This window comes from Collimonas sp. (genome assembly GCF_035566555.1).
Lineage (GTDB): Bacteria > Pseudomonadota > Gammaproteobacteria > Burkholderiales > Burkholderiaceae_D > Collimonas.
Window position 1 is genome coordinate 16,023 of record NZ_DATMRB010000081.1, and the last position, 14,125, is coordinate 30,147.

Here is a 14,125-nt window from a genome sequence, read left to right on the forward strand (position 1 = left end):
CAGAAATCCAATACGGGCGAGGCCCGGGAACAATCATTATAGCCATCCGTTACGGGTTTTGCCGGAAAGTCTGGATTTGCCGATTGTTAGTTATCAAATTGCCAGGGGTAAGCCTGATAAGTGGCTGCCACCGCCGGCGGGATCGGTGCCTCGATACCGGCGCAAATCGCGCGCAGGATATCGGCGCTGGTGATTTCCAGGGGATTGCCGTCCTCGGCCGCCGCCAGCAGCGCCTTGATCAGTTGCGGCTTGGCCAGCGGCGCCAGCTGGTTGGCGTTATCCAGCGCCAGGCGCACGCGCGGGAAGCTGAGGCTGGCGCCATCGCAATAATCCTGGGCCGCCAGCTGTAATTCAGGGCAGGCTTGGGCGCCGCGCAGGAACGCTGCCAGCCGTGCGGCTACGTGGTCGGCGCGCGCGGCTGGCACTGCCACATGCGCTACCAGCGACAGCAGCAGGGCGGCGTCGGCGCGCAAATCAGACAGCCGATTGAATCTGATCGGCACCAGCCGCCCGGCGCGCGGCGCCAGGCGGCGCGTCAGGATGGTTTGCAGCACAAATTCGGCCAACGTGATGCGGCTGTCGGCGGCGATCAGCTGCTCGACAATCGTCAGCAGGCGGTCGCGTGCGGCTTGCGGCAGCTGGCGCAGGGCCGGTGCCGCCAGGTCGACCAGCGGCAGGCGGGCGCTGAGCGGCAGCTGGACGATGGTCTCGGCCAGGAAGCTGGTCAAGGCAGCCTGCTGCGGCGCTTCCTTCTTGAGGAGCGCCAGTTGCGCATCGCGCTCCGCGCCTTCGCCCAGCAGCAAGGCATAGACGACTGCACAAGCGCCGGCTGGATCGCGCACGGCGCCATCGAGCTGCGGCGACAGCGGCGAACGGCTGCTGCTGTTGCCGAATTCGAGCGTGGGTGTCGCTGCCACGGTAGAGACCGAGGAGGGCAATTGGCTTGGCGCTACCGCACTGGCGAAGCCGGCCGCGGCAAACGGCAAGTCGGCCAGGCGCGCGCTGTTTTCAGCAAGAGGCTGCGGCAGTTCCGGCGCCTCCAGCGGTCCCACGCTTCTGCCGTAAATCCTGTGCAGGCGCTCCGTCAGTGGCGGATGGGTGGCAAACCAGCCATCCAGCAGGTTGGGGCGCACGCTGCCGAGAAACAGGTGTGATAGCTGTTCAGCGTTCTGGTGATCGATCTGCGAGCCGATCCGCTTGCCGTCGGTGAGGCCGCCGATCTTGCGCAGGGCGCCGCCGATGCCTTCCGGGTTACGGGTGAACTGGACCGCGCTGGCGTCGGCCAGGAATTCGCGCTGGCGCGACACCGCCGACTTGATGAGGCGGCCGAAAAAGATGCCGATGTAGCCGACCACGAACAGCGCCAGGCCGGCAAACAGCATCACCAACTGCCACGGCGGCCCCTTGTCGTCGCGGCTGCTGCCAGAAAAACGGCCGAAGTTCATCAGCTGCTGGCCGAAGCCGGCAATCATCTGGATGCCGAACAGGACGCCGATCAGGTGTACGTTCAGGCGCATGTCGCCATTCAGGATATGGCTGAATTCGTGGCCCACCACGCCTTGCAGTTCATCGCGCGTGAGGCGGTTCAGGGTGCCGCGCGTGACTGCGACTACTGCTTCATTCTGGTTGTAGCCGGCAGCGAAGGCGTTGATCGCATCTTCATGTTCCAGCAGATAGACTTTGGGACAGGCGATGCCGGACGCCAGCGCCATTTCCTCCACCACGTTGAGCAAGCGCCGTTCCTGCAGATCGCCGGTAGCCGGCGCGATCAGGCGGCCGCCGGCCATCAGCGCCACGGCGTCGCCGCCATCGCGCAAATTGAAAGTCTGGATCAGGGTGCCGCCGCCGATCAGCGCCAGCGTGATCAGGGTATTGATGGCGAAGAAGCCTTTCGGATAGCTGCGCAACATCTCATGGTGGCCGCCGAACTTGAAATTCCACAGCAAGGCCATGGCCAGGTTGACGGCCAGCACGATGGCGATTACTGCCAGCGCAAACAGGAATACCAGTTTTCGGGTTTCCTGGCGCGCCTGGTGCTGCTGCTCAAAGAACGTCATGGTTCAGACCGCCAGCGGCGGTGCAATCAGAATCAGGATCACGGGCGGATCTTAAAAGGTCACCTTGACGGCCTTGCGTTCTTCCGGTGCTTCAGTCGCCTGCAGCAGTTCCGCCTGCTTGAAAGCGAACATGTTGGCCAGGATCGAACCCGGAAACTGTTCGATCGCCGTGTTGTATTCCATCACGCTGTCGTTATACGCCTGGCGCGAGAAGCCGATCTTGTTTTCGGTGCCGGTCAGTTCCTCGGTGAGCTGCATCATGTTTTGATTGGCCTTGAGGTCGGGATAGGCTTCCGACAAGGCAAACAGCTTGCCCAGGCTGGCGCTGAGCGCACCTTCGCTGGCCGCCATCTGCTGCACGGCGGCGGCGTCGGTGGCGTTGCCGCCAACCTTGGCGTTGGCGGTGACCGCCTGGTTGCGCGCCGAAATCACCGCTTCCAGCGTTTCGCGCTCGTGCTTCATGTAGCCCTTGGCGGTTTCCACCAGGTTCGGGATCAGGTCGTAGCGGCGTTTCAGCTGCACGTCGATCTGCGCGAAGGCATTCTTGAAGCGGTTGCGGAAGCTCACCAGACGGTTATAGATGCCGACAACCCAGAAGACGATGACAAGCACAATTGCCAGAAAGATGATGAAGCCGATCATGTTTTTCCCCAAAAAAAAGCCGCCGGACATTTGTCCAGCGGCAACGTTACTTGAGTAGCGGGGGAAATGCAAGCCACTTGCGGCCCGCGTTCCCCTTTTAAGGCTGAGCGGCCGGCTGGGCCGCATCCTTAGGCGCTGATGACGAATCCCTAGGTGCGGATGACATTTGCATCAATTCATCCTCAGTGATGTATTCGAACACCTTCACAACTTTTTGCACGCCGCTGACGCCGGCAGCAATTTCACCGGCACGTTTGCCTTCGCGTTCGGTGACCCGGCCCATCAGGTAGACGTTGCCGCGCTCGGTGACGACCTTGATCGAATTGCCGAACACGTCCTTGGCGTCGACCAGCGAGGCGATGACCTTGCTGGTGATGAAGGTATCGTTGGAGCGCGAGGAGAAGCTCGACGGCGCGCCGACCGCCAGTTCATTGGCGACGGAGTGGACGTTTTCGATTGATTGCGCTTCCTTTTCCGCCGCGGCCTTGGCGGCATCGTCACGCACTTCGCCGGTCAGCAAGACCTTGCGGTTGTAGCTGGTGGCGTTGACATGCCCATCCTGGCCGACCACTGACGGAATCCGGGTTTCGGCCTTCACCATGATGGCTTTGTCCTCGGTCTGCGCGCCCAGCGTACGCCGATCGGTCGCCGCGAAACCGCCGGCCACGGCGCCGCCCAGCGCCAGCGCCACGCAGCCTTGCAAACCCATCACCACGGCGCCGCATAATGCTACCGCGGCCAATGGCCGTTGCAGCTTGCTCCAGCGCGGATTTTGCCTGTCAATCATTCGCATCTCCTCCAAATAAAGCGACATCGATGCCGTCGCATAAGCAGTGAATCGTCAGCAGGTGTACTTCCTGGATGCGCGCGGTACGGTCGTGCGGCACGCAGATATGCACATCTGCTTCAGTCAGTTTCTTGCCGATGGCGCCGCCGCCTTTGCCGGTCATGGCCACCACCCGCATGTCGCGCTCCAGCGCCACATCGATGGCCGCCAGGATGTTGGCCGAATTGCCGGAGGTGGAAAACGCTAACAGCACATCGCCGGCTTGTCCAAACGCTTGCACTTGCTTGGAAAAGATTTCGTTGTAGCTGTAATCGTTGCCGACCGCGGTGATGATCGAGGTATCGGTTGTCAGCGCCAATGCCGGCAGCGGCAGGCGTTCCCGCTCAAAGCGCCCGACCAGTTCGGCCGCGAAATGCTGGCAGTCGGCAGCCGAGCCGCCGTTGCCGCAGGCAAGAATCTTGTTGCCATTGGACAGCGCGGAGAACATAAGTTCAACTGCGCTGGCAATCGGCGCTGCCAGGACTTCCGCTGCGCGGGCCTTGAGTTCAGCGCTTTCATTGAAGTGCGCCAGGATACGTTGGTTTATCATGATGTCGGTATTGAGGGTGGAATGCTGCCGCCGTACAGCAGTGGCGGCCGGGTTTCTGGTTAATCTGGCGCTGATTATAGCCTCTAGGCTTCGAATGCCTGCCTGATCCAGTCTATGTTGTCGGCGTCCATGGCCAGCACGTCGAAGCGGCAGGCGGGCGGCTGTGCATAGCGCTGCAGGAAAACCTGGGCGGCGAGGATCAGCCGGCTTTGCTTGGCGGACGTCACGCTGGCCGCCGCACCGCCAAAGCGCTGGCTGCGGCGTTGCCTGACTTCGACAAACACCAGCAGCTCTTGCGCGCCTTGAGAGGACGCCGGTTGCGACATGATCAGATCGATTTCACCGCCTTTGCAGCGGAAATTCCGGGCCACCAGCTTGAGGCCGTGGCGCTGCAGATAGCGCAGCGCCTGGTCTTCCGCCAGTTTGCCGCTGGCCTGGCTGCTCGAAATGGGCGTCTGCATCAGGCGGCCGGCGTCGAACTTACTGGGCCTGCTGCGGCACGACGACGCCGTTCTGGTAGATCGCAGCCGGTTCGAGGCGCTCGAAACTCGGGGCGCCGACGCCAAAGCGGACATTCAGCTTGCCGGTGACGCCGTCGATCTGGAATACGCTATTGCGGGCGGCGATTTCACGGGCGATGCGGAAGGCATCGATGCCCAGCGCATACAGGCGTTCCAGGTCGGCGTTGCGGCGCTGGCCGGCAGCTACTTCCTGGCGCGGGTAAACCATCACTGCCGGGTGGTCCGGCTGCACCTGCCATGGAATATCCACCAGCTGCACCCCATTCAGCTCAGGGATCTGGTGCTCGGGGCTGTTGTCGTTGAGGGGCAGCGGATTCAGCTGGGAAATGCCGAAGATCGGCGTCTGGTCGCCGATGGCAATGCGTATCTGCTTGGTCTGGTCGGCATTCAGCGCGGCAAACAGCAGGCGCGGCATCTCCCCTTCCACTTTTTGCTGCAGCTGGGTCAGGGCATCGACATTGAAGGCGCCGTTTTCCAGATTCAGCGTCACCACTTCGGCGTGCAGGCCGCTGCCCAGGATCTGCTGGACGAAAGCATTGGCAACGCGTTTTTGCCAGGCGGCGCTGGTGCTCAGCACCAGTACCTTGCCGGGCGCGTAATCGGCGCCGACCCAGGTGGCCACCTGGCGCGCCTCGGCTTCGATCGAGAGGCCGGCCGGCAGCAGCTGCGCCGGCAGGGCGCCGCCGGAGTCCGGCTGGGTCAGGGCGATGGTCGGCTTGTCCACATGGCCGTTCTGGAGAATGGCGGTGAGGCCGGTGCGCGACAGCGGACCCACCAGGATATCGTATTTTTTTCCAGCCTCGGTGTAAGCCGCCAGCATGTCGGGCCCGGTATCGGCGGCTTCGATCACGCTGACCGCCAGGCCGCTCTTGTCGCGTTCGTAGGCGTTCAGGAAGCCGCTGCGGACCGCATCGGCGGCGGCGCCCAGCGGCCCCGAGCGCAATGGCAGCAGCAAGGCGATGCTGGCCAGCGGGATGACATTGGCGTCGGCATCGGCCGCCGTAACGTCGACCGAGGTTGTATTTGCCAGCGCAGGCGGGCACAATCCGTTCAACAGGATACCCGCCGCTAATGCAAGCTTGACCCGTTTAGCCAGCTTCGCCCATTTATATAACATTCATAACTCCCCATGACTCATCAATCTGCCAGCGCCTTCATCAATCCAGTGATATTGGACGAGGTGGCGCAGCAAGCGTATCCGGCGTCTACATTATATGTGCTGGCCACACCGATCGGGAATGTCTGCGATATCAGCCTGCGTGCCTTGCATGTATTGTCCATGGTCGACGCCGTGGCCTGTGAGGACACCCGAAATACCGCACATTTGCTGGGACGCTATGGCTTGTCCAAGACCTTGCTGGCGGCGCATGAGCACAATGAGCGCGAAGTGGCGCAGAAGATCGTGGCGCGCCTGCAGGCCGGCGAACGGATCGCCCTGGTGTCCGACGCCGGCACGCCGGCGGTGTCCGATCCGGGCGCCCGCATCGTCGACGCCGTGCTGAACGCGGGTTTGCGCGCCTTGCCGCTGCCGGGGCCGTCGGCCGCCGTGACGGCGCTGTCGGTCAGCGGCCTGGTCAACGATCAGTTCCAGTTCATCGGATTCCTGCCGAGCAAGGCGCGCCAGCGCGAGATTGTCCTCGCCGGCCTGGCCGGCGCCAGCGCCACGCTGGTGCTGTACGAAGCGCCGCATCGTATCGTCGAAACCGTCGATGCCCTGCTGCAGGCATTCGGGCCGGAACGCCGCATCGTGCTGGCGCGCGAGCTGACCAAGCTGTTCGAAAGCGTCCACCGCTGCACGCTAGGTGAGGCGCCGGCGTGGCTGGCGGCCGAGGCTAACCGGCAAAAAGGCGAATTCGTGGTGCTGGTGGAAGCGGCGCCGGTTGCGCTCGACGACAGCGCCGAAGGCGAGCGGGTCCTGCAGATCTTGCTGGCGGAATTGTCGATCAAGCAAGCTTCTGCCCTGGCGGCGCAAATCACCGGCCAAAAGAAAAATGCCCTGTACGAGCGGGCTTTGGCTTTGAAAGACGCTTAGGTAAGAATAAGATGTGCTTAATGTTTTTTTGCTATGGATGAAATCTGCCATGTTTCCATCCGACAGGTTTGAATCAGATGTGTGCCGGAATATAGGCACAAAAATGACCATGCGAGGGTGTAATTTAGCAACGGCGGCGGCGCGACAAATTAGTTCCTGCATGGGGTTCGATAGTAAAATCCGCCACCTTGTGCAACGCGACAAACAATTTTTAAAAAAGCAATCAAATTGAAGTAAGCAGGCTTGGGATACGGCCGGACTTGCCCTTGTTCCCTGATGGGGCCTTACTAATAAGATGAGAGAAAACATGAGTACAACGCAAACCAGCAGCAGTCCAGGATTCAAGTCTTCCCGGTTTCACATCATCACGCTGGCTGCTCTGGGAATCGTGTTCGGCGACATCGGCACCAGTCCGCTGTACGCGCTGAAAGAGTGTTTCAGCACCGACCACGGTATTCCGTTCACGCCGGATGCGGTGCTGGGAATTATCTCGATGCTGTTCTGGGCGATTACCATCGTGGTCTCGCTCAAGTACGTCTTGTTCGTGATGCGTGCCGACAACAACGGCGAGGGCGGCGTGCTGGCCCTGATGGCGCTCTCGCTGCGCACCGCCAAGAGCGGTTCCAAGCGCGCCAAGACGCTGATGATGCTGGGTGTCTTCGGCGCCTGCATGTTTTATGGCGACGTCGTGATCACGCCGGCGATCTCGGTGCTGTCGGCGGTGGAAGGGCTGGAAATCGCGACGCCGGGACTGACGCGCTTCGTCCTGCCGCTGTCGCTGGTGATCCTGATCGCCCTGTTCCTGATCCAGAAGCACGGCACCACGGTGGTAGGCAAGCTGTTCGGCCCGGTGATGTTCGTGTGGTTCATTTCGCTCGGTTTGCTGGGCATCTACAACGTCGTCAAGGCGCCGGAGATCCTGGTCGCGATCAATCCTTACTATGCCGTCGCCTTCATGCAGCAGCACGCGCTGCAAGCATTCGTGGTGCTGGGTTCGGTGGTGCTGGTGCTGACCGGCGCCGAAGCCCTGTATGCCGACATGGGCCACTTCGGTATCCGTCCGATTCGTTTTGCCTGGCTGTTTACCGTCATGCCTTGCCTGATGCTGAACTACTTTGGCCAAGGCGCCAACCTGCTGCTCAATCCTGCCGCGGTCCAGAATCCGTTTTACCTGATGGTGCCGGACGCCTTGCTGCTGCCGATGGTGATCCTGGCGACAGCCGCCACCGTGATCGCGTCGCAAGCAGTTATTTCGGGCGCGTTTTCGCTGACCAGCCAGGCGATCCTGCTGGGCTTTGTGCCGCGCATGCGCATCTTGCATACGTCGGAAGATGAGCGCGGCCAGATCTATGTGCCGGTGATCAACTGGATGCTGCTGTTGCTGGTGGTGGGCGTGGTGCTGGCCTTCAAGAAATCCGATAACCTGGCCGCCGCTTACGGCGTGGCGGTGACCACCACCATGCTGATCACCACGGTGCTGGCAGCAGTGGTCATGCGCACGGTCTGGAAGTGGAATCCGTTCCTGGTGGCGCTGGTCATCAGTGCTTTTTTCATTGTCGATTTCGCCTTCTTTGCCGCCAACCTGCTGAAGATCGTCGACGGCGGCTGGTTCCCATTGCTGCTCGGCGGCATCGCCTTCTTCCTGTTGATGACCTGGTACGCCGGCCGCATGCTGTTGCGCGAGCGCAGCAAGGACGAAGGGATTCCGCTGGAACCTTTCATCGAAGGCCTGCTGGCGCATCCGCCGCATCGGGTCGATGGCACCGCGGTGTTCATGACCGGCAACAAGACCACCGTGCCGGTAGCGCTGCTGCACAATCTGAAACACAACCGTATCCTGCACAAGCGCGTGTTCTTCCTCAAAATCAGCATCTGGGACGTGCCGTTTGTCGAAGACAGCAAACGCCTGACCCTGAAGGAACTGGGCAGCGATGTCTACGTCCTGCGCGCGGCTTTCGGTTTCAAGGAAGCGCCTGACGTACAGACCGTGATGGCGCTGACCACGGCGCAGTTCGGCCTGGAGTTCGACGTGATGGATACTTCCTTCTTCCTGGCGCGCGATACCGTGATCCCGAGCAAGATCCCAGGCATGCATCTGTGGCGCGAAAAGCTGTTCGCCTGGATGTACCAGAATGCGGCCAAGCCTTCCGACTTCTTCCACATCCCGATCAACCGGGTGGTCGAACTGGGCACCAAGGTAGAAATTTAAGCTGTCGGCAAAGAAAATCCCCGCAAACCTCTATGGTTTGCGGGGATTTTCTTTTTTAAGCGTTGGATGTGGAAGAGAGCTGCACCTGGCAGCGCCACAATTGATGGCCCGATGCCAGGTATTTCCCCTCAAACGGCGTGATCGGCTGAGCAGGAAGATATGGTTCGCAGCCGACCGCCAGACCGCTTAACTGCTGCAAGGCGCTGGCGCACTCCTCGACATAGATTCGCCAGTTGCTGCGGCATTCCAGGATGCCGCCCAGGGAGACGATGGCCGGAAACACCGGATGGCCATGCCAGCGCCGGCTAAGCTGGCCGATTTTCGGCCACGGGTTCGGATACAGCAGGTAGTGGCGCGCCGGGAAAATCTGTGCCGCCAGCAGCAGGCGCCAGTAGTCCACCAGGTCGGCGCGGATGCGGATGAAGTTGTGCGGCAGCGCCGCCGGCCCCGGCCATAGCGTGTTGCGGCCGACCCGGTCGGCGGACTGGTCGACGCCGATCACGAAATGATCGGGATACTGCGCCGCCAGATGCATGGTCGAGAGGCCGACGCCGCAGCCGGCATCGAGAATCAGCGGCAGGCTGCCGGCAGTGCGCCAGGCGGCGATGCTGTAGTCGAACGCGCTTTGATTGTAGGAACTGACGGGTTTTTGAAAGGTATGGGCTGCATGCTTGGCGACGGTGGCCGCAAGCTGGTCGTGGACGCCGCTCTGGGCGCTGTGAATCGGGCTGGAATTGGCGTACATGTTGACGTACCGGATGCAATGTAAAAGGTACGGCAATATACCTCAAGCGCCCCGCCTGGCCCATTAACGCCGTAGCTATCGGCGATAACGGACTGGCTGGAGTGAGTTATTGAACGGCGGCAGGCTTACTGCAAGGTGACGGGCTGGCTCATCATCGAGTCGTAATTGCCCAGGAAAGCATCGATATCCTCGATGCTCGGCTCGGTCGCGATCAGGTCTTCGACCCCTTTACGGAAAAATTCAGCCAAGGCACCAGCAATGAAAATCTCGCGCTTGAACGATTTATCGACGATTTCATAGCCGCCGAAACGTAAAGCTTCGCGTTGTTCATCGGCACCAAATTCGACGACGCTGTATTGGTCACTGTTATAAATCAGGTTCATATGCGCTCCCGGTAGTTAGAACAGAAGGTAATGATCGAATAAGCAGTTTTCAAGCCAGCTAGTGAAAATATTGTTGTTAACTCCTTCTCTGAGGCATATGTTTCCGCTTGGACAGACATATTTCAGTGGTAAAAGAATTTTTGCGCTCGATGCAATTACATAGTACGCCACAGGCTGTTTTTGTCACGTGCTAAATATTGATCAAGGCAATGCATTTCTTCTAAGAGCTCATAAAATATTTATATATCACTTGCTGACGACTGATAGCGTCACATAACTTTACTGCTGGCTATGCCTGGCCATGGCCCAACAATCATTCCTGCCATTCAAACATGATGTGCTGATGCGATCCTGGCGTGATGGCGATCTTGCGTTCTTTCACCTGGCCATTCTTGGCAGCCGTCAGCAGGTAGCTGCCGGCGGGCAGCTTGGCCAGGAAAAATGGTCCGTTGGAAACGGCGTCCAGCACCACGTTGCTGCTGGCATCGCTGATTTTTACATGGACGTCGGCGGCATACTCGTCCTTGGGCGATGCCTTGACGACGAACTCAAGCTCCAGCGGATAATTTTTTGCCTCTTGCTGTATCAAGGTCGATTCGTCCAGGCCTATGCCGCCAGACATATAGGTGGCGCTACCTTTGGTGACTGCGACAGGAGCGGCGCTGGCATTCACGGCCAGCGTAGCGGCGAGCAGCGCGCCGAGTGCGAGAAGAGTACGCTTATTCATGATGATTCCTCCTGAAATGCGTTGGGCTGCGAACTGTGCCGGCCCATGAAACCCAGCATACGGCTTGAAAATTAAAGCTGACTTAAATCCACCGGGAAGATGGATCAATCGCTGGAATTGATACGGATGCAAAAAAACATCTCGTCCTTTATCCTACCCGACTGGCTGGGGCATGCTCGGTTTACCGGACTGTCAATGCTGGCTGCGTCACATAGATGTCGCTCGCTTGCTCCGCGGTCAAGCTTGATGCAACGCACGGCGATATTGGATCGCTTCTGCGACATGGCAGGCGGCAATGCTTTCAGCTGCATCCAGGTCGGCGATAGTGCGGGCCACTTTCAGCACCCGGTGATAACCGCGCGCCGACCAGTCGAGGCGCGCCATGGCGGTGCGCAGAATGTTTTCGCCGGCGCTGTCGGGTTTGCAATAGTCATCGATCTCATTGGCCGACAATGCGTTGTTCTGCTTGCCCTGGCGCGCCAGCTGCAGCGCATATATGCGCTCGACGCGCGCCGCGATGAGCGCCGACGGTTCGCTCTCGGCGGCCTTCAGCAGCTGATCATGAGGCAAGGCCGGCACCTGGATCTGCATGTCGATGCGATCGATGAGCGGACCCGATATCTTGTTCTGGTAGCGCAGGATACTGTCGGGCGTACAGCGGCATTGCTTGACCGGGTGTCCCAGATAACCGCAAGGGCAGGGATTCATGGCTGCGATCAGCTGGAACCGCGCCGGGAAGTCGGCCTGCCGGGCTGCGCGCGAAATCGTGATGCGGCCGCATTCAAGCGGCTCCCGCAACACTTCCAGCACGCGGCGCTCGAATTGCGGCAGCTCGTCCAGGAACAGGACGCCGCGGTGGGCCAGCGAAATTTCGCCGGGACGGGGCGGACTGCCGCCGCCCACCAGCGCCACGGCCGATGCCGTGTGATGCGGCGCCCGGTATGGCCGCACCTTCCAGTTGGCGCTGGCAAAGCCGCTGGTGAGCGACTGTACGGCCGCCGATTCCAGGGCGTCGAGATCGCTCATCGGCGGCAAAATGCCGGCGAAACGCGCCGCCAGCATCGACTTGCCGGTGCCTGGCGGACCGATCAGCAGCACGCCATGACCGCCAGCTGCGGCGACTTCCAGCGCGCGCTTGGCTTGCAGCTGACCTTTGACATCGCTGAAATCCTGATAGCGCGGGGGCTTCCGCAGCAGCGCCGCAGCATGGCGCGATAGCCTTGTCTCTGTTTGCTTAGAAGAAAAGTGGGCACACACTTGCAGCAAGCTGTCGGCTGGTAAAATGCGGGCGTCGGTGACCAGGGCTGCCTCGTCGGCATTGGCTTGGGGCAGGATGAAGGCGCGGCTTTTACCGGCTGGCGCACTGGCGCCGGCGGCCGTCATGGCGAAGGTCATCGCCAACGCGCCGCGTATCGGCCTGAGTTCGCCGGAGAGCGACAGTTCGCCGGCGAATTCGTAGTCATCCAGTTCGTCCGCCGGAATTTGTCCAGACGCGGCCAGGATGCCGAGCGCAATCGGCAAGTCGAAGCGGCCCGATTCCTTGGGCAAATCGGCAGGCGCCAGATTGACGGTGATGCGGCGGGAAGGGAATTCAAAACGGGCATTTTGCAGCGCCGCGCGCACCCGGTCCTTGGATTCCTTGACCTCGGTTTCGGGCAGGCCGACGATGGTGAAGCTGGGCAGGCCGTTGGCCAGATGAACTTCCACCGTGACTGCCGGCGCTTGCATGCCTGCCAGCGCGCGGCTTTTCAAGACAGCCAGCGTCACTGGCTGGGTATTACGGGTGTTTCAATTGCGCTTCAAGCTCAGCCACGCGAGCTTCAAGCGCTTCGAGCTTGGCGCGGGTGCTGGCCAGCACCTGGGCTTGCACGTCAAATTCCTCGCGCGTCACCAGGTCCAGCTTGGCAAAGCCCTGGCCCAGCATGGCCTTGACGTTCTTCTCGATATCCTTGGCAGGGGAGTTTTCGATGGCCTGGTTGATCTTGGCTTGGATGTCGTCGAAAAAATTGGGTTTGTTCATGGCTGTGCTCCGGCGGTAAATAAGAAAAATGATAACCGATACGAGCAAACCCTACATCGGAATTGTGCGTGCGGGCGGCAGTTTAAGCCTTTACTGACCAAGTTATTCCCTAACGGGCTTTAAGCCAGCTGCTTGCGGTATTGCAGGAAGCCGGAACGCTGAGCGATACGGTCGTACAGCTGCATCGCCGTGCTGTTGGTTTCACGGGTCAGCCAATGCACGCGGGTGCTGCCGGCAGCTTTGGCGGCTGCGTAGACATGTTCGATCAGGCGCCGGCCGAGGCCGCTGCCGCGCTGCTCGGGGGCGACATACAAATCCTGCAGGTAGCAGGAGTGTTCCACGGTCCAGCAAGAGCGATGGAAAATCCAGTGCACTACGCCGACCGCCTTGCCGTCGATCGTCGCCAGGGCGCCAGACATCGGCTCGCTGGGATCCAGCAGGCGTTGCCAGGTGATGAGACGGGTGGCGGCAGGAACCTCGGCTTCATAGAAGCCAAGATAGCCAAGCCATTGCGCTTCCCAGGCGGCGAAGTCTTGTTCGCTCAGCGGCTTGATGACAATATTTGGACGGGATGGGGATTGTGAAGCCAAGACGATCTCCTGTTGAAATGAATGAACTCGCCAACATGTGCAGCGGAGCCGGTTACAAAACAGGGTTCATCGTAGCGCTTGAAGTTGGTATCATCAAAGATCCAAGATTGGTTATATTTATAGGTCCAATACGGAAAACTTTGGATCTGCGGCGTGCAATGATAGTCTTTCATAAAAGACAATCATCAAGGAGCGATATGACTTATTTAAAATTACTGATTCTGAGCGCGGCATTCTGTTTCTCCGCTGCTGCGCAGGCGAACGAGCCGCAGGCGGCGGAGCATGATGCCGTTTTCAAGGATTTTCATTTTGCATCCGGCGAGACCCTGCCGGAACTGCGCATCCATTACCGCACTTACGGCACAGCGCAGCGCGGCGCTGACGGCAAGGTCAATAACGCCGTGCTGATCCTGCATGGCACCGGCGGCTCCGGCGCCCAGTTCATCCGGCCGGAATTTTCCGGCGAGCTGTTCGGTCCCGGCCAGCTGCTCGATGCCTCGCGCTATTTCCTGATCCTGCCCGACGGCATCGGCCATGGCAATTCCAGCAAGCCGAGCGATGGCTTGCGCGCCAGGTTCCCGCACTACGGCTATCGGGATATGGTCGAGGCGCAGTACCGGCTGCTGACGGAAACCCTGGAGGTGAATCATTTGCGGCTGGTGATGGGGACGTCGATGGGCGGCATGCAGACCTGGATGTGGGGCGAGCAGCATCCGGCATTCATGGATGCACTGATGCCGCTGGCCAGCGTGCCGACCCAGATTTCCGGCCGCAACCGGGTCTGGCGCCGCATCATCATCGACGCCATCCGCAACGATCCGGC

Annotated in this window: 15 protein-coding genes; 3 read left to right on the plus strand and 12 right to left on the minus strand. The window is 60.4% G+C overall.

Annotated features, from left to right (window positions below):
• Positions 1-86 precede the first annotated feature (86 nt).
• From VNZ65_RS10080 to VNZ65_RS10105, 6 genes are all read right to left on the minus strand, one after another.
• Positions 87-2,057, minus strand: coding sequence for a M48 family metallopeptidase (locus VNZ65_RS10080; protein WP_325668539.1), 1,971 nt, complete (start codon positions 2,055-2,057; stop codon positions 87-89).
• A 51-nt stretch (positions 2,058-2,108) separates the two neighbouring features.
• Complete coding sequence (locus tag VNZ65_RS10085) at positions 2,109-2,699, minus strand: LemA family protein (protein WP_197481618.1); 591 nt, start codon at positions 2,697-2,699, stop codon at positions 2,109-2,111.
• Between the two features lie 97 nt (positions 2,700-2,796).
• On the minus strand, positions 2,797-3,486 hold the full coding sequence (locus tag VNZ65_RS10090) for a BON domain-containing protein (RefSeq protein ID WP_325668542.1): 690 nt from the start codon (positions 3,484-3,486) through the stop codon (positions 2,797-2,799).
• Positions 3,479-4,075 carry a phosphoheptose isomerase gene (locus VNZ65_RS10095; protein ID WP_061945094.1) on the minus strand — a complete coding sequence of 199 codons (597 nt, stop codon included), beginning with the start codon at positions 4,073-4,075 and terminating at the stop codon, positions 3,479-3,481. The genes VNZ65_RS10090 and VNZ65_RS10095 overlap by 8 nt, the downstream gene beginning before the upstream one ends.
• A gap of 83 nt (positions 4,076-4,158) precedes the next feature.
• Positions 4,159-4,536 carry a YraN family protein gene (locus VNZ65_RS10100; RefSeq protein WP_325668545.1) on the minus strand — a complete coding sequence of 126 codons (378 nt, stop codon included), beginning with the start codon at positions 4,534-4,536 and terminating at the stop codon, positions 4,159-4,161.
• 19 nt (positions 4,537-4,555) lie between these two features.
• Positions 4,556-5,713: a penicillin-binding protein activator gene (locus VNZ65_RS10105; protein ID WP_325668547.1), complete on the minus strand. Its 1,158-nt coding sequence runs from the start codon at positions 5,711-5,713 to the stop codon at positions 4,556-4,558.
• A gap of 12 nt (positions 5,714-5,725) precedes the next feature.
• On the opposite strand from VNZ65_RS10105, the gene rsmI reads away from it, so the two are divergent.
• Together rsmI and VNZ65_RS10115 are read left to right on the plus strand one after the other, a co-directional pair.
• Positions 5,726-6,628, plus strand: coding sequence for a 16S rRNA (cytidine(1402)-2'-O)-methyltransferase (gene rsmI, locus VNZ65_RS10110; protein ID WP_325668549.1), 903 nt, complete (start codon positions 5,726-5,728; stop codon positions 6,626-6,628).
• Positions 6,629-6,923: 295 nt separating this feature from the next.
• Positions 6,924-8,837 (plus strand): potassium transporter Kup, encoded by a 1,914-nt coding sequence (locus VNZ65_RS10115; RefSeq protein WP_414649092.1) that lies wholly within the window; start codon positions 6,924-6,926, stop codon positions 8,835-8,837.
• A 55-nt stretch (positions 8,838-8,892) separates the two neighbouring features.
• Here the strand turns inward: VNZ65_RS10115 and trmB are convergent, their stop codons facing one another.
• The 6 genes from trmB to VNZ65_RS10145 form a co-directional block, all read right to left on the minus strand.
• On the minus strand, positions 8,893-9,582 hold the full coding sequence (gene trmB, locus VNZ65_RS10120; protein ID WP_325668553.1) for an SAM-dependent methyltransferase: 690 nt from the start codon (positions 9,580-9,582) through the stop codon (positions 8,893-8,895).
• A 125-nt stretch (positions 9,583-9,707) separates the two neighbouring features.
• Positions 9,708-9,965, minus strand: coding sequence for a BTH_I0359 family protein (locus VNZ65_RS10125; protein WP_014008142.1), 258 nt, complete (start codon positions 9,963-9,965; stop codon positions 9,708-9,710).
• Between the two features lie 313 nt (positions 9,966-10,278).
• Positions 10,279-10,692 carry a carboxypeptidase-like regulatory domain-containing protein gene (locus VNZ65_RS10130; protein WP_325668555.1) on the minus strand — a complete coding sequence of 138 codons (414 nt, stop codon included), beginning with the start codon at positions 10,690-10,692 and terminating at the stop codon, positions 10,279-10,281.
• 237 nt (positions 10,693-10,929) lie between these two features.
• On the minus strand, positions 10,930-12,459 hold the full coding sequence (locus tag VNZ65_RS10135) for a YifB family Mg chelatase-like AAA ATPase (protein WP_325668557.1): 1,530 nt from the start codon (positions 12,457-12,459) through the stop codon (positions 10,930-10,932).
• Between the two features lie 10 nt (positions 12,460-12,469).
• Positions 12,470-12,712 (minus strand): accessory factor UbiK family protein, encoded by a 243-nt coding sequence (locus tag VNZ65_RS10140; protein WP_325668559.1) that lies wholly within the window; start codon positions 12,710-12,712, stop codon positions 12,470-12,472.
• 119 nt (positions 12,713-12,831) lie between these two features.
• Complete coding sequence (locus VNZ65_RS10145) at positions 12,832-13,302, minus strand: GNAT family N-acetyltransferase (RefSeq protein ID WP_414649094.1); 471 nt, start codon at positions 13,300-13,302, stop codon at positions 12,832-12,834.
• 197 nt (positions 13,303-13,499) lie between these two features.
• Here VNZ65_RS10145 and VNZ65_RS10150 point away from each other — a divergent pair.
• A partial coding sequence (locus VNZ65_RS10150; protein ID WP_325668561.1) for an alpha/beta fold hydrolase occupies positions 13,500-14,125 on the plus strand: 626 nt, incomplete at its 3' end.